Below are 16,763 nucleotides of genomic sequence, written 5' to 3'. Positions count from 1 at the left end.
AGGAATACTGTTGAGGAGACCAGATGAAACGATGTCCGTATTGTGCTGAAGAGATTCAGGATGAGGCCGTAAAGTGCAAACACTGCGGCGAAAATCTCGCAGGACACAGTACGGACACGCTCGATAAAGCCTTTACAATCCAGGCGAAAAAGGATGAGTCTCAATATGACACTCTCGGTGGGGCTGAGACTTTGCTTGGCAAGAGCAATACCTTCAAAAACAACCAAACTGGTTCACTTGATGGAGAACCGACATTAGTAAATTCTCAATTGGACAATCAGAATATTTCCCCTATTGCATCAGGGCAAATTCAGCAATCTGATACATTTGAATCTCGATATGAGATATTAGACATTCTTGGTTCAGGCGGCATGGGGGTAGTATACAAAGCCCGTGACCGTAAATTGAGACGCGAAGTTGCAATTAAACGATTGCATGGTAAAGCCGATGCCGAGAAGAAGGGAATTGAAAGGTTTCTTCAGGAAGCTCAGGTAATCGCCGCACTGAACCACGAAAACATAGTTACAATTTATGATGTCAACGAAGATAATGCTTCCCCTTTTATAGTAATGGAATATATTCAGGGGCAGAATCTACAGGATAGAATTGAGAAAAATGGAAAAATAGAACTTGTAAAATCTCTTTCTATAATCAAGGAAATTGGCCAGGCCTTATCTTATGCTCATAGGCGGAGTATCATTCACAGAGACATCAAACCGTCTAATATAATTATTTCCGAAGATGGGACTCCTAAACTGCTGGATTTTGGTTTGGCCCAATTAGGCAGGGAATCTGAGCTTTCTGTTACCGGCTATGGTATGGGAACGCTGGCTTATATGGCTCCTGAACAAAAGCGAGATGCCAAGCATGCAGATCACCGTGCAGACATATATTCGCTGGCCAAAACTTTATACCATATGGTTACAGGTGAACTGCCGGATGCAGTTGACCTGGATACCGTTTCAAACGAAATTTGTCCCGCCCTAAAAAGAGCCTTAAAGCCAAACCCCCAAGACAGGCAATTTACCGTGGATGATTTTGTTAAAGAACTCGAACAATCAGACAAAATTCATATTGCTGCGGCATCAAATACCACTGGCATTGGTACCTGTATTGAATGTGGAGCAGTAAATTCTGAAGATGTGAAATTTTGCCAGACCTGCGGTGCTGGTTTGTTTGAAAAATGTCCTAAATGTGAACACGAGGACCGTGTTGGAGTTAAACACTGCGGCTCCTGCGGAGTTAACATTGCCCGCTTTAAGGAAGCCCACGATGCTTTCGACCAGGCATTTAAATATTATGAAGAGAAAAAATATAGTCGTGCTATAAAAGAAGCCAAACGCGGCATGCAGACAGGATATATGAACCAGGAGTTCTCCAATATATTAAAACAATCCGAAGAATCCATTCATCAAATTGAAACCTTGAAATCAGAGATTATGTCTTTAGTTGGGCAGCAAAACTACGAACAAGCACAACAATTAATCCCTGAATTATTAAAAGAAGACTCATCTCTTGATGATATAAAAAAATTACAGGACGAATTTCCAAGTCTTATCATAAAAAGAGAAATCGAAAAAGCTCAAAAGGCTTTGGCTGATACAAAATTTGGAAATGGTTTTGATAAATGTTGGAATGCCCTTAAGTTTATCGAGCATGCTTTAGAATACGATTCTACGAATAAAAAAGTGTTAAAACTAAGGGATGAAGTTCAAAGAGCTTTATGGATTCGTCAGGCAATAGCTTTTCTTATAATGATAGTATTTTTTCTGATTTTATTTGGGATTCCTATGATAATAGGAAGATGAAATATAAATGTAAAAGGAATGCAGATGAAACGATGTCCGTATTTCGCTGAAGAGATTCAGGACGAAGCCGTAAGATGCAAACACTGTGGCGAAAGTCCTGACAGACGTAGTATGGACAAATTTGGTTGTCCTGATATAATTGTTGACTATATTAGATACAAGGAGAGGTTCAAGTGACAGCAGAAATTTGTCCGGGTTGTGGAAAAGTTTTAACAGGCGATAGGCCGAAGTTTTGCGAAAACTGCGGCTATGATTTGAATCAGCGGGCTGAGGCGGACAGTGTCTCTATTGAGGATAGCATACAGCCGGAGATTGAAATTGCGAACCCGCAAAAAGCCGGTTTCTCTTTAACGCCCGAGCAGAAGGAATCCATCTTTCTTGAAAAAATGAAAGTAGCGATAAAAGACGGCGATATTCCGCCCGATGAAGCCTCTAAACTGTCCGCTTTGCGGGAAAGGCTCGGTATTACCGCGGATAGAGCAAAGGAACTATTTGAAAAAGTAATACAATCTTTCAGCCCCGTTCAGCCGGGCGATTTGCAGGATAAGCCCAAAGGTACTTCTCATGGTTTGGTTCTGTCTATAAATACCAATCATTTTTATATGGAAGGTTTTTGCGGGATTATCGAACTGCAAATTCAGAACTTGAGCGATGACGTTTTTGATGAAGTGAAAACGGAAATTTCAGGGAATCTTTTGAAAAATACTTATTTGTGGTGCTGCAGTCGTCTTGACCCGTGTGCATCGGGACATGAATGTATTCCGGTTGAACCATCGAAGGCAGGTGAAAAATTAATTCGATTCAGTATAGCTCTTCGAAAAAAAGATAAATGGCATGCCTTCTGGTCGGACTTTATTCTGCCGGTTTTTGAAAATACAAAAGAGTTTCATAATGTTTTGATTCAGGCGGAGAAGTTGATTGATTTCGGCAGTGTTTCCGATAACGCCAAATATATGGGCAATTCCGTGAGGAATAATATTGAAAATCTCATAAAGTTTGACAGGGTCCGCACGGCCAACGACCTTATGAAGGGATATAGTAATTTGAATCCTGATTACAAGGAACTCAAGCTTGTTTCGGACCCTGGCCGCAGTAAGCAATTGACTGATTCTCTGGCAGCGGCCGCAAGTTACAACTCGTCTGCCAAAAGGGTTATACACCCCGGCAGAGGCTCGCAAACAGATACTGCCAGCCTGTTTATAGAAGCAAAGGATAAACTGCTCAATGTTGTTCTTATTGCAAAGCCGTCTGTAACAATCGGCCGGGCAAGAAAGAACGATATTGTTGCAAGACTGCTTCCAAGCGGCGAAGAAAATAATAAACAATCATGTAAAATTACCGGCGATGCGCACTGTTATATCGATTTGAATGAAAGAGGCTTATTGGTCAAAGATAACGATTCAGACAACGGAACTTTGCTGGATGAAAAGACGGTAGATTCAAAGGGCAGGAAAATCACCGGCAGTGGTCAAAAACTGAAATTGGCCGGTGTGCTTAATTTGTCGATTAAATGTGTAAATCGTCTCAGGGATTGGCTGAAAGACGCTCCTTACAAAGAAATTATCAGTGAGCTGTCAGGCGAACTGTGGAAGACAGCGTCAAAGGCTGAACTGAATTCAGTAACATTGGAACGGCTGAACAATCTCGGATCCGATGATAAGCAGGGCTGTGAAAGTTATTGCTTGATTTATCGTATTGCCACGATTGGCTCAAAACCAGATTGTTCTTTGAGCTTTACCGACAGGGGGCTTGAGCCGGTACATGCCGCTATTTTATATCTTGATGAGGGTTTCTATCTGGAGAACTTAACGGAATTGACAAATGTTTTTGTTAATGATTTTACACTTTCAAAAAATGAGCTTATTCCGCTTGGCTTTGGCGACAGGATTCGAATCGACAGAATGGAACTGCGATTCCAGAAAAAATCCCAATTGTTTATTGATGCTTGAAACGGCACGGCTGAAAATACATTTGTTAAAGTGATTGGTTAATAAATTTTCTTCTGTAAGCCAGCGGCGAAAGGCCGGTTTCTTCCTTAAAATACCTGCCTGTGTGTGTGATATCTTTAAAACCCATGGCAAGGCCGATTTGTGCTATTGTCAGGTCGGTCTCGAGCAGCATTGAGATAATTCTGTTTACTCTTATACGCCGGATTTCATCATAAATGGATTTGTTCAACTGCCTGCGAAACTTTCTTTCGAGACTTCTTCTTGATACCATTACCTCGCCGGCTACATCATCAACGGAGATATCCATATTTGAATGTTTCTGGATGTAATTTATAGCTTCGGAAAGCAGCGTATCTTCTGCCGCGATGATATCGGTAGATTGTCTTGTTATAACATGGGTAGGCCTGACCATAATGCTCGAATTAATGAATTTTTTCATTTGCATCATTTTTGCCAAAAGCTGCGCGGCTTCATAACCTGCCCGTTCTGTACCAAGAGCTATACTCGAAAGCGGCGGGTAAGTTAACGAGCATACAAATTTGTCGTTATCAACTCCGAGGACTGAAATCTCGTCAGGAATTCGCATTTTGCCGAGTTTGCATGCGCTTATAAGATGCTGTCCGCGGTCGTCATTACATGCCAGAATAGCCACAGGTTTCGGCAAAGTCCTGAGCCATTTAGCGAGGTCCTGCTGTTCGAGCTGCCAGGACTTGCGCATAGCTCCTTTCAGATTTCTGTATAAATGAACTTTGTATCCTTTGTTTTCTAAAAACAATTTGAAACTTTTGCCTCTTTCCCGCGACCAGTGAAACTCATCGAAGCCGCAAAAAGCGAAATTTCTGAATCCCTTATTGAGGAAATACTCGGCGGCGACTTTGCCGATAGCTTCAGTGTCGCCGAAAATCTGAGGCATCTCAGGAATAATTTCTCTATATCCGATAAGAATTACCGGAACTGTCCGGGGAAGTTTTTTTCTCGCACCGGCAGTGTTGGCAATTTTGGCGATGACGCCGTCAGCTTCTTCGGGATTAAGCTGAGGCAGTGTACCTTCGTGTTTGCCGGGCTCCCTGTAAAAAACCCATGGCCCGTTTGAGTTTGAATATTGCGCAATACCCCTTAGTAGTCCCTGGAGATACTCGCCTAAAGGTTCGACCATTAGAATTATTCGCGGCAGTTTTTTCATACAGTATATATTATCCGGACTTGGCATATAAATGTCCAGAATTGCATTGAAAAAATGGTAAATTTTATAATGAATATTGCAATGTGTGTTTTTGTAACTAATTGTATATGAATGACATACAAACAATAAATTATTTTTTAGGCCTGTCGTAATTTGGCTAAAAAAATCCGTATATTGGCTTTGAATGGATATAGAATGCCCTGTATTATGGTATCATAGATGCTGTGTAAGAAGTGCACTTAAAAAACAGCAAAATGTTATGGATGTATTAAATATGTAACTTAATTTGTAAAGGAGAAGGATTATGTTATTGAAAAAAAATGGTTTTTTAACATCCCTGATAATTGTTGTCATAGTGGCGAACGTGTCGTTTGGGCAGTGGTTGTGGTGGACTAACGATGCTACCAATCGTCTATGGGTTGATACAGGAAATTGGACAGCATATCCTACAAGCGGCGATGATGTTGTTGTCGGCACATATGATACAACAGGGCCGATTCTAAATACAGGCGAGACGGGATATGCCAACTGGCTGCATATATGCGATACAACGCCAACTGGCTCAAAAGTGACTGTCAATGGCGGTACGCTTCAGGTCTCAGACCATCTGTTTGTAGGCCAGTGGGGAACCGACCAGAAGGGCATATTACAGGTTGACTCCGGTATAGTTAATACAACTCTTTTGATGTGCGGCGGAGACACAGACGGTTCACAGGGAGATGGTACACTTTTGATGAATGGCGGAACAGTTAATATATCATGGCTGTTGGCAGTAGCAGGCGGTTATAGCGGTACTAACGGTAACGGCGTAGGCCATATTCAACTGGATGACGGCACTATTGACGTAACCGGCGGCGGGGGACTTGTTATGTCTGATAACGGCTCAATTGATATTACAGGCGGCTCATTGATTCTTAATGGTGAAATTACTGATGTTACAACCTATGGCGATGTAACCGCTTATGACGGTATCGGAAGCTTCATTTATAGCTATGATAGCGGAAGAACCACAATTACTGCCGTTATTCCGGAGCCAATAACACTTGTTTTTGTCGGGCTTGGTGCGTTACTTTTAAGGAAGAAAATGGTATAATTATCTGAAAGCTTAGTTTGCCATAAATATATCAAGAAATATTATTTATGAGCAGAGAGCAGGAGTGAAAATATGAAAAGATTTTTGATTTTAATTATAACAGCAATGGTTATGATTTTCGCCTGTGGCGCAAAAGCGGCAGTTGTGTGGGAAGAGAATTTCGATCCTGTCAAGACAACATGGAATGAGGTCAGTGCATACTGGACCGATTTGGCGGGGCCGACTGCAACACTAACTGAAAACGACCCGGTAAACAGTTACGGTGTCGCTACATCAGAAACTATTACTGCTGATGTAAGCGTTTACAGTGAACTCGTTATCACTTCAACCGATGTGGAAGCCGGCGCGTTGTATACAATTCAGATTCAGGAAGCTGTCGAAGGTGGTGCTTATGCCAATGCGGTCAGTTATGTCGGTACTCCCGGCACACAGATAGTTAATATTGCTGCGCTTATGGGATGGAGCGGAACAAAATCATTTGTGGTAAATATATGGATTGACGGAGAAACCAAATCTGTAACATTCGGTCTTCTTCAGTTAAGAGAAGCGGCAGCTTCAGAAGGATGGACAGAACATTTCGACCCTATCAAATCAACATGGTCTCAGCCGAGTGCTACATGGACAGATTTAACAGGCTCAACGGCAAGGCTTACTGAAAGTGATCCTGTAAACAGTTATGGCGATGCAGGATCAGAGGTAATCACTGTCGATGTCAATGAATATAATGAACTTGTTATTGCGTCCACCGAAGTTGAAAGCGGCGCTCTTTATACAGTTCAAATTCAGGAAGTAGGCGGCTCAAATGCTTATGCCAATGCAGTCAGCTATGTTGGTCAGGCCGGCACACAGGTCGTCGATATAGCCAAACTTATGGGCTGGAGCGGGGTAAAATCCTTTATTATCAATATATGGATTGATGGCGAAAGCAAATCGGTTACGTTCGATTTACTGCAGATAAGAAAATCACTGCGGGGACAGGCGGGCTGGGTTGAAGATTTTAACCCTATCAAAACTACCTGGATTGAACCGACCTGTTACTGGACTGATACCGCCGGACCTAATGCGGTTGTAACTATTAATCCGAATCCCGGAGAATGGTGGGGCGTTACCAATTCGGAAGTTATAACGCTTGATGTTAATTTTTATGACGAATTACATATTAAAACAACAGATGTCGAATCCGGCTGTTTGTATACAGTTCAAATTCAGGAAGTAGGCGGCGCCGGCTCTTATGCTGATGCGGTAAGTTATATGGGAGTGCCTTCGGAAAACCGTATTGACATTAAAGGTTTAATGGGCTGGAGCGGCGTTAAAACTTTCCAGATTAATATTTGGCTGGATAACGGAGGCGGCGGCGACAGTACGACATTCAATACGATTGAAGTTCGTAACAGTCAGCTTGCCTCAAGACCTGACCCGATTTTCTGGGAAGACCACTTTGACCCTATTAGAACCGGATGGACGGAGCTTGATGCTTATTGGACGGACATACCCGGTACTACTGCGATTCTTACCGAAGATAATCCATACGCAAGCTATGGCAAAGTTGAGTCTGAAACGCTTTTGGTTAATTTGGCGGTCTATCCTGAACTTACTGTCACGGTTACCGGCGTAGATACCGACGGATGGCTCGATGTTGGCGTTCAGGAACAGGGAGGCGCCTGGAGTTATGTAGATGTTATTCAGAATATTACAGGGCCGAATACATTCAAGGTTAATATCGCTAATATTACCGGCTGGAGCGGTTATAAGCAGTTCAGGGTTATCTTCTGGATAAACGGCAACGGCAAATCCGCGACAATTGATGATGTCAGGGTGGCGATGAATTGCGGCACAGATGTTATGCCGGGAGATTATTATGAAGATTGTATTGTGAATTTCCAGGATGTAGCTTTTATAGGCGAGTCGTGGATGAATGAGTATGATATGCTGGATTTGAAAGATATATCCGGCAACTGGCTTAATGAAAAGTATTGAGACTGGATAAAACTGGTGTGGAACCGGCCAGGCGGTCTGTTCCACACCGGATATTAAGAAATGGAATTTGTTAAGCTTGGAGTGTTAAAAATGAAGAAAAATGGTTTCACTCTTGTTGAGCTTTTGGTGGTTGTTTCCATCATCGCCTTGCTGCTTGCGATGCTGCTGCCATCATTGAACAAGGCCAGGGAGATGGGCAGAACCATTATGTGCGAGAATAATCTTAAACAACTCGGCACGGCCTGGTATGCTTATGCTATGGCAAATGACGGCAGACTGGTATGTGCATTGAACTATAGAAGTGATGACGAGGGAGATGTATTACGAGTAAACTACTCCAGATATGCCTGGGTATGGGCTCCGACCGATCCTGTCACCGGCAAAACAATAAAGGATAATGTTAAGCCTACAATTGAGCAGGAAAAGGAAGGCATAAAAAGAGGCAAACTGTTTTCCTACGCATCAGACCTAAATGTATTCCATTGTAGCGACGATAAAAGCGGCCACTTTAGGAGTTATTCCATACCGGATACTATGAACGGTGAACAAACATTTATCCCAAAGAGCAGTACGTATGCCAAAGCATGGGACAGCCTGACAAATTTGGTGCAGATAAGAAGACCGAGTGAAAAATATGTAATGGTAGAAGAAACTGACCCGCGGAATTATAATATGGATTCCTGGATGCCTGATATCAATAAAACCGACATGACTATAAGCGCCGACCCTATTACAGTCAGACATTCACGTTCGAGCAGAAGTTGTTTTGCATTTGCCGACGGCCATGCTATGCAAAGAAGCTGGTCGATAGAACTTAGTAAACTTTTCGCATCTTATGAAAAAACTAAAACACCATATCCTTTTAGAGTGTTTAGAGCTGCAACAGAAGATGGCAAAAACGATATACTTTGGGTGTATAATTGCTTCTGGGCCAAAAAAGACAAGTGAAATTTTTAAGACCGACTATTTAATTCTTTAGGATGAATCGTTGATGAATTTACATACCGTTGATATTGTAATTATAGGCATTTATATAGTAGTAGTTGTAGTAGTCGGTTTCCTTTTTTCCAAACTTGCATCAAAGAATGTCGGTTCGTATTTTCTCGCGGGCAATCGAATACCATGGTATCTGCTGGGCATATCCAATTCATCGAGTATGTTCGATATCACCGGCACGATGTGGCTGGTGTATCTGTTGTTTGCTTATGGTTTAAAAAGCGCCTGGATACCGTGGATTTGGCCGACGTTTAATCAGATATTCGGAATGGTATATCTTTCCATCTGGTTAAGAAGGTCGAACGTTTTAACGGGAGCTGCGTGGATAAATACAAGATTCGGAAACGATTCTGGCGCGAGATTATCACATCTCAGTGTTGTGTTTTTCGCGCTGGTTTCTGTTGTCGGTTTCATCGGTTATGATTTTAAAGGCGTGGGTAAGTTTGCCGCCATATTCATGCCGTGGCATTTATCTCCTAATACTTATGCCGTGATTATTATGGCTATTACGACGGTGTATGTAATAACAGGCGGTATGTACAGTGTGGTTCTGACCGATGCGCTGAAATATGTCATAATGGTTGTTACTTCGTTCATAGTCGCATTTATAGCGATGAACAGGACTACAGCGGCTCAGATTACTGCTGCTGTACCGGCAGATTGGCACAATCTCGGGTTTGGCTGGAACCTGCATATTGACTGGTCCGGCCTTGTGGATAGTTTGAACGGCAAAATGGCTGAGGACGGCTTCGGCCTTTTTGGGATTTTCTTTATGATGATTTTATTTAAGGGAATTTTAGCCAGTATGGCAGGGCCGTGTCCTAATTATGATATGCAGCGGGTTCTGTCAACCAAGAGTCCGCGTGAAGCCGCTCTTATGAGCTGGTTTGTTTCGATTACTCAGTTTATACCCCGCTATATGCTCATAACAGGTGTTACGGTACTTGCTCTCGTATATTATACTCCTCAGTTGAACGCGATGGGCAGCAATGTTGATTTTGAACAGATACTGCCTTACATCGTTAATAACTTTTTGCCGGTCGGCATTGTGGGACTGATGCTTGCCGGGCTGCTTGCGGCGTTTATGAGCACTTTCGATTCCACGGTTAACGCCGGTACAGCATATATTGTTATAGATATTTATAAACGTTATATAAATCCTGATGCCAATGAGAAAAAATATGTTTATGTAAGTTATATATGTACGATTCTTGTTGTCACCGTGGGAATTCTCTTCGGATATATGGCCAAATCCATCGGCTCGGTTACTATGTGGCTGGTCGCGGGATTATATGGCGGATATCTTGCGCCTAATGTCCTGAAATGGTACTGGTGGCGGCTCAACGGTTTTGGTTATTTTGCGGGAATGGCCGCCGGAGTCGTCGCATCGCTTGTGTTCCCAATGGCATTTCCGAAACTTACTGCAATTAACAGTTTTCCGTTTATTCTGCTTGCAAGCGGTATCGCTTCCATTGCGGTGAGTCTGCTTACAAAACCGGAAGATGATGAAACGCTGAAGAAGTTTTATTCGGATGTTCGGCCGTGGGGCTTTTGGAAACCTGTGCATCAGATGGTTCTGAAAGATAATCCGTCCTTTGAAAAAAACAAGGATTTCAAACGTGATATGGTGAATATTACCGTCGGAATTATCTGGCAGCTTTCAATGCCGCTCATATCGATATATTTGATTATTAAGGATTATAAATCTATGTTTATTACGATCGCTGTAACGTTCGTAACGTCGGTGTTCCTGCATTTTAACTGGTTCAGGAAACTCGAGAAAGAATAACAATTTAAAAGGTTTAGAATGAGTATTTTTAAAGAAACAACCAACAATGCAGGGACGAGCAGTGGAAAGGTAAAGTCGGATTTGGCTTATGTGAACATTAAAAGCCGCAGAGCTTCGGTCAAACTGCAGCGTTTCGAAGGCAATCCTGTTATTTCGCCGAATCCTGCCAATCAGTGGGAAAGCTTTGTTACGACCAATCCCGGCGCATGGTATGACAGGCAATCAGGCGTTGTCAACTTGCTGTATCGTGCAGCAGGAAACGACTCCAGACATGTTGTGCGTTTTGGATTGGCTGTCAGCAGGGATGGATATAATTTTCATCGTTTCGATAAACCGGTGATTTCACCCAGTGCCGATGGCCTCGACGGCGGATGTATGGAAGACCCTCGAATAGTGAAGATGGGACAGTTCTATTATATAACCTATGCGACAAGAGTTTTTCCGCCGGGCGAATACTGGCTCAATGACGGCAAATGTTATAAAAGCCCGGATTGTTCGGATGAGTTTCCGCTTTGTGTCAGAGAAAATCACACGACATCGCATTTGCTGATAACAAAAGATTTTAAAAATTTTATAAGAGCAGGCCGGCTCACTGACCCGATGATGGATGACAGAGATGTTGTCCTGTTCCCGGAAAAAATCGGCGGAAAATTTTATATGCTTCACAGGCCGATGGAGTGGTGCGGAAAAGAATACGGCACTGACTACCCGGCGATATGGATTTCATCTGCCGATGATATGCTGGCTTTTAAAAAGAGCAAATTACTGGCGAAGGCGACATTTCCGTGGGAATTGAAAATAGGAGGTAATACGCCGCCGATACGAACTGATGCCGGCTGGCTTACGATATATCACGCGGTCGGAAAAGACAAATATTACCGTCTTGGGGCCATACTGCTTGATTTGGAAGACCCGACAAAGGTAAAATACAGGACAAGGGACTGGATTTTACAGCCTGAAACGGATTATGAGACGCAGGGCTGCTACTCTGGCGGCGGTGTGGTATTTCCGTGCGGCAAAGTTATTATTGATAATAAGTTATTTGTATATTACGGGGCAGCCGATAAATATGTAGGACTTGCAACCTGTAAAGTCGATGATTTAATTAATTATCTATTGAGTTGTCCAGTTACCGGGCCCGGTAATGAAAGCGATTAATAAATGGAATTGAAAAGAAAACTTCTGGTAGTTTTTGCCTGTTTGATTTTCTGCTTTAGTTGTGTTTTTTCGCAGGAAACCGGCGGCAGCAAAAAGGAAGTTTACGCTCATTTTGTTACATGGTTCAAGACTGTGGAATTTTCCGGCAGATGGGAAATGTGGAATTCGGACTGGAAGCAAAGCCCGCACGACCCCAATGTTATTTTTCTTGATGGCAAACGCGATTTGGCGGTAACCAGTTATCCGCTCACAGGGCCGTATGATACTTCAGACCCCGATATTCTCGAATATCAGTTCCTGCTGATGAAGTTAAGCGGGATAGACGGCATAATCGTCGACTGGGACGGAAGAAGGATAAATAAATACCGCCACGAAGGTTTGATGTCAATTCTGCCGTACCTCGAAAAATATAATATGAAATTGATGATGTGTTTCGAGGAATGGTGCGGTTATTGGCCTAAGGGCACATTTGCCGACAGGGAGGCGGAAATTAAAGCCGCTCAGGATGAATTGCAGTGGATGACTGAAACGTTTCTGAATAAATCTTTTTATGGAACGGTTAACGGCGTAAAGCCTGTTCTTGTTTTCAGGAAAGTTCCGGATCAGTGGTTCAATCCTACTGAATGGCTCAGGATATCGGAAGCTTTCAAAGATACGCCTGTTAAGCTGATTTTTGACCTCGGCGCTTATCAGCAATTCGGTCAAGCCGCCGGTGGAAAATATTTCTGGGTCGGCAGTTTCGACCCGAAGACAAACAGCAGCGACCTTGATTTTTGCAAAAATGTTTATACTGATTTCTTTAAAGTAAAAAATCAGCAGATTAAAGATGAAATTGTATTCGGCGGGGTAACGCCCGGCTTTGACGATACTCCTGTTTGGGGCTGGGGAACCGGTGCAAGAAAAGCGCCGAGATACGACGGCAAAAGATTTGACCTGACCTGGCAGATGTCGATTGATAATAATGTCGATGTCGTTCAAATAATAACATGGAACGACTGGAACGAGGGTACGCAGATTGAGCCGTGCGATAAATATGGTTACAAGTATCTTGAGATGAATAAAAAGTACGTGGCTAAATACAAGGGTGTTGAAGATAATGTTCCAAACGATGTTTTGAAAATACCGCTGAAGCTTTACAAGGCAAGGAAAGAAAGTAAATCTGACAAGGCAATTCTTGATGAATTAAGCAAGGCCCTTTTTGAAAAGGATTTTGGCAAGGCGAAGACCCTTGCCGAAAAGCTTTAATATGGGCAAAAGATTAGTAACATTTTTGTTTTTAATTTTATTCAGCGGTTACTGTCAGGCTGAGATAATAGACAACCTCGACAATACTACGCTTTTAAATCCTGCTCTGAATTCCTCGGTTACGGCAAACGGCAATGGTACTGTAAGTATGAATAAAACCGCTTCTGGCGATACAATAGTCAACTGGTACGATTGCTGTTTTGTCAGGGTTCGCAACTATAATGACAGGGTGGAAATCAAGCCTTCCGCTTCGATAGCATCAGGGCAGTATTCGCTGTGGATTTTATATTTCAACAGCTCCAAGATACTTATTGGCGAAGTTCAGTGGGCATCTCAAAGAAACGATACAAATACACAGGTCCTCGAAAGCGTTGCGACTCTGGCTGCGCAGAATAATATAACGAACGCAGAATATTACTGGATTCGAATCAGGCTTTACGGCAGCATCGGCAGCGGATTTATTTTCGATAAGATACATGTCAAAGAAGGGCCGGGCTACTGGAAACCAACCGCTTTGACGACAGCGGCTCCAAAAATTGTTTTTGGTCACGAGATGACCGGATTCAGAACGCCGCAATACAGCGGAAGCTGGTCGGGATGGAATTCTTACAGCCATAATCCGCTCGTACTTGATGCCAATGGCAAGCCGGATATCGCGTCGGTTTATTATCCTTCGGTTGGTTACTATGATATGAAGGACCCTTGTCTTGTGGAATATCATTGCCAGAGTTTAAAGATGGCCGGCATCGGCGGAGTCATATTTGACCTGGGCTATTATAGTATGGATATGAACACGGTTAATATGATAACCAATTATCTTGATATTATGTCGCAGTACGGGTTAAAGGCTGTGATTTGCTATGAGGACAAAGCTCACTGGATATGGGATAGCGGTGCCACGACAAGAGCGGTCGCGGTTGCGAGAGCTTACGGTGATATGAACAACTGGCTGGCACTGTTTAATAATTCCGGCAGACAATATTATGTTACCGGCACAAGGCCGTTGTTTTTGCTTTTCAGTTATGAATATGATATCGCAGGCAAAGGAATAAGTTGCCTGCTGCCTGCGGAAATTACAACGTGGCTGAATACATTTTCTGCGGAAAACAGACCTGTTATAATGCGTCAGTGGTTTAAAGACCCGGACCATGTCGGAGTTCTTAACGGCCAGTTCGATTGGCCGCAATTATATTCTGCGCCTCCTGAGTTGTATCCTTACGTTGGCTACTGTGATATGGTGGATAATAACGGCACGATGTATGACGACAGGGTGTTCGGGCAATATCTTCTTAAAAACAATCTTGCTGATTTTTATATGTCCGGAGTATGGCCCGGATTTGATGATTACGCGGTCTGGGGCTGGGGCGATGGGCCCCGTTTAATGCCGAGATATAATGGTCAGTTGTATGATGCCGCATGGAATTGGGCGATTGATAATAATCTGCCTGTTGTGCAGATTGCGACGTGGAACGATTGGTTTGAAGGTACGATAATCGAATCTTCAGTTGAATTCGGCAACTTATATCTTGAGAAAACATTTTTGAAAACAGCAGAATTTCAAAATCTTCCCAATTCACCGATTCCTGATTTTAATGTGCCGATATGGATTTATAAAATCAGGGATATTACAAACAGTCCTTATGTATTGTCTGATATGCAAACTGCCTGTGATTATATCAAGGCGGGTCAGTATGCACAGGCCGGGGAAATTGTCTCGTTCTGGGCTAATTTCTTTGATATCGATTCGGTAACGTATTGGACAGGAGAAGGTTCACTGACAGCTTATCAGCCGGGTGATTATTCGCACGATGGTAAAGTTAATTTTAAGGATTTGGTCTTAATCGGTCAGAGCTGGCGAAATGGCTATGGAATTCGTGATTTAGCTGTAATTTCTGAAAATTGGCTCGAGGAATAATGAGTTTTTTTTTAGCTTTTTTGATTCTTATTTCCTTAAACACCAATCTGACAGCCTCTAACGATATAAGCAAACCAATTATAGTTGCTCATTATATGTCGTGGTATCAAACGCCTGACATATCCGGTTCATGGGGATTCTGGCAGGTAAACCGTCCTGCTATTCCACAAGAATACTGGCACCGGCCTGATAAAATTTTGCAGAACAATTGCCGTGACATATCTTCAGTTTATTATCCTGTTATTGGTCCTTACGATTCCGCTGACCCTGATTTATGCGAATATCATATCCTGCTTGCGAAACTGGCGGGAATAGATGCGTTTGTGGCCGATTGGTATGGTCCCGACCCGTCTGCCGAACATCCTTATGACAATATTGGTTTTGCTGCGATGCGGCAGGCAGCCGAGAAATTAAATTTCAAGGTGATGATATGCTGGGAAGACCGGTCAATGTTTCCGCCCATTTCCACAGGAGTCAAAAGTCGCAAAGATGCCATAACTCGCGGCAAGGAAATAATTAAGTATCTGAAAAAAGAATGGTTCAGTTCGCCTGCATATTTAAAAATAGACAATCGTCCGGTATTGACTAATTTTGCATGGGGCAGTCCGGGGAAAGATATAAATCAGCCATGGCTGAATTCTGCTGAATGGAATGAAGTGCTTAATTCCATAAAACCAGGACCTGTTTTTATTCACGACTGGCACAAACACAGAACCGTTAATGAATTTCAGGGATATGAATCGGTTATGCCGTGGGGCTGTACTTATCACGGCGATTGCGACTCGATACCTGTTTTCTGGGAAGATGCCGAAAAGGCGATTGGCAGTTACGACAGATTTTCATTTTTATCAGGTGTCGTTCTGCCGGGTTTTGATAATCGCGGCTGCGGCGGATGGGGCAGTGACGGGGCAATCGGAATTACACCTCGCAGGAATGGAGATAAATTTCGTGCAACGTGGGAAGATTGTTTAAAACATAACGTCAAATTTATTCAGATTGCTACATGGAACGATTTAAATGAAGGCGGAACAGTTGAGCCTGTCAGGAACGTCGTGCTGCATCCTGAGTTCGGAGTGGAAGGATATGGTTATCGCGAGCTGGAAACAATTGCGGAATACGCTGGTAAATTGAAGTCTTTTGAGTTTGACAAAGATTCCATCCGTATTCCGTCTCAGATATATTCTTTGAGGAAAATGGTTAAATCGCTGAATCCCGATATGGCCGGGCAAATCGATAAAGCCCGTGATTATTTACTGTCCGGCAGTACCAAAAAGGCTCAGGATTTAATAACAGGCATTTTTAAACTTCTCCCGGAAGCGGTAAAGAAGGATTTAGATTAAACTCCACCTCTTGTAAAATAAACGGTTGAAAACGCCTGCGGTCTGAGTTATTAGCGTTTCCACCAAACAATCCGTTAGAATTGCTGTACCTGCCAAAAGTAAAAATGCCCGAATTGGCACTAAAAATGCCATATCAGCGGTTAATTATAATCCAGACCGGAGATGGGAAAGTTTTTGCTTCTTTCAATGTTAAGAGATGTTATAATCTGGACATTGAAGTTATAAATTGATAATATAAGCGGCCAATAAGGCGTTTGACCTTGTATTGGCTGCGTTTAATTTTCCGGGTGTAAGTCCCACTGTTCTTGTT

The 16,763-nt window shown here is 42.8% G+C and carries 12 protein-coding genes; 11 read left to right on the top strand and 1 reads right to left on the bottom strand.

Translation table 11 applies throughout. The annotated features are described in order from the left end of the window. The first annotated feature begins 23 nt into the window (after positions 1–23). Genes WC496_03770 through WC496_03760 form a run of 3 tightly spaced genes read left to right on the top strand, consistent with a single transcriptional unit; the run spans position 24 to position 3,757 of the window. Entirely contained in the window at positions 24–1,808 is a 1,785-nt protein-coding gene (locus WC496_03770; protein MFA5292133.1) for a protein kinase, read from the top strand. Positions 1,809–1,832: 24 nt separating this feature from the next. Then, entirely contained in the window at positions 1,833–1,985 is a 153-nt protein-coding gene (locus WC496_03765; protein MFA5292132.1) for a hypothetical protein, read from the top strand. Then, the gene (locus WC496_03760; protein ID MFA5292131.1) at positions 1,982–3,757 is read left to right on the top strand and encodes an FHA domain-containing protein; all 1,776 of its coding nucleotides are present in this window, start codon (positions 1,982–1,984) and stop codon (positions 3,755–3,757) included. Before WC496_03765 ends, WC496_03760 begins: the two co-directional genes overlap by 4 nt. A 25-nt stretch (positions 3,758–3,782) precedes the next feature. Here the strand turns inward: WC496_03760 and WC496_03755 are convergent, their stop codons facing one another. Next, positions 3,783–4,967: a substrate-binding domain-containing protein gene (locus WC496_03755; GenBank protein MFA5292130.1), complete on the bottom strand. Its 1,185-nt coding sequence runs from the start codon at positions 4,965–4,967 to the stop codon at positions 3,783–3,785. A gap of 277 nt (positions 4,968–5,244) precedes the next feature. Here WC496_03755 and WC496_03750 point away from each other — a divergent pair, with 277 nt between their 5' ends. From WC496_03750 to WC496_03715, 8 genes are all read left to right on the top strand, one after another. Further along, positions 5,245–6,033, top strand: a complete 789-nt coding sequence (locus WC496_03750; protein ID MFA5292129.1) for a hypothetical protein — start codon at positions 5,245–5,247, stop codon at positions 6,031–6,033. Between the two features lie 72 nt (positions 6,034–6,105). Then, positions 6,106–8,010, top strand: a complete 1,905-nt coding sequence (locus tag WC496_03745) for a hypothetical protein (GenBank protein MFA5292128.1) — start codon at positions 6,106–6,108, stop codon at positions 8,008–8,010. Positions 8,011–8,100: 90 nt separating this feature from the next. After that, positions 8,101–8,958: a prepilin-type N-terminal cleavage/methylation domain-containing protein gene (locus tag WC496_03740; protein ID MFA5292127.1), complete on the top strand. Its 858-nt coding sequence runs from the start codon at positions 8,101–8,103 to the stop codon at positions 8,956–8,958. A 43-nt stretch (positions 8,959–9,001) separates the two neighbouring features. Further along, the gene (locus tag WC496_03735) at positions 9,002–10,795 is read left to right on the top strand and encodes a sodium:solute symporter family protein (GenBank protein ID MFA5292126.1); all 1,794 of its coding nucleotides are present in this window, start codon (positions 9,002–9,004) and stop codon (positions 10,793–10,795) included. An 18-nt stretch (positions 10,796–10,813) separates the two neighbouring features. After that, positions 10,814–11,953, top strand: a complete 1,140-nt coding sequence (locus WC496_03730; GenBank protein ID MFA5292125.1) for a glycosidase — start codon at positions 10,814–10,816, stop codon at positions 11,951–11,953. Positions 11,954–11,956: 3 nt separating this feature from the next. After that, positions 11,957–13,198 (top strand): glycoside hydrolase family 99-like domain-containing protein, encoded by a 1,242-nt coding sequence (locus WC496_03725; protein MFA5292124.1) that lies wholly within the window; start codon positions 11,957–11,959, stop codon positions 13,196–13,198. Next, the gene (locus WC496_03720) at positions 13,182–15,113 is read left to right on the top strand and encodes a hypothetical protein (GenBank protein MFA5292123.1); all 1,932 of its coding nucleotides are present in this window, start codon (positions 13,182–13,184) and stop codon (positions 15,111–15,113) included. The genes WC496_03725 and WC496_03720 overlap by 17 nt, the downstream gene beginning before the upstream one ends. Next, the gene (locus WC496_03715; protein ID MFA5292122.1) at positions 15,113–16,453 is read left to right on the top strand and encodes an endo-1,3-alpha-glucanase family glycosylhydrolase; all 1,341 of its coding nucleotides are present in this window, start codon (positions 15,113–15,115) and stop codon (positions 16,451–16,453) included. Before WC496_03720 ends, WC496_03715 begins: the two co-directional genes overlap by 1 nt. The last annotated feature ends 310 nt before the right edge of the window (positions 16,454–16,763 follow it).

The sequence above is a fragment of the Phycisphaerae bacterium genome (assembly GCA_041652575.1).
Classification (GTDB): domain Bacteria; phylum Planctomycetota; class Phycisphaerae; order Sedimentisphaerales; family UBA12454; genus UBA12454.
This window is presented reverse-complemented; position numbering and strand designations above follow the sequence as displayed.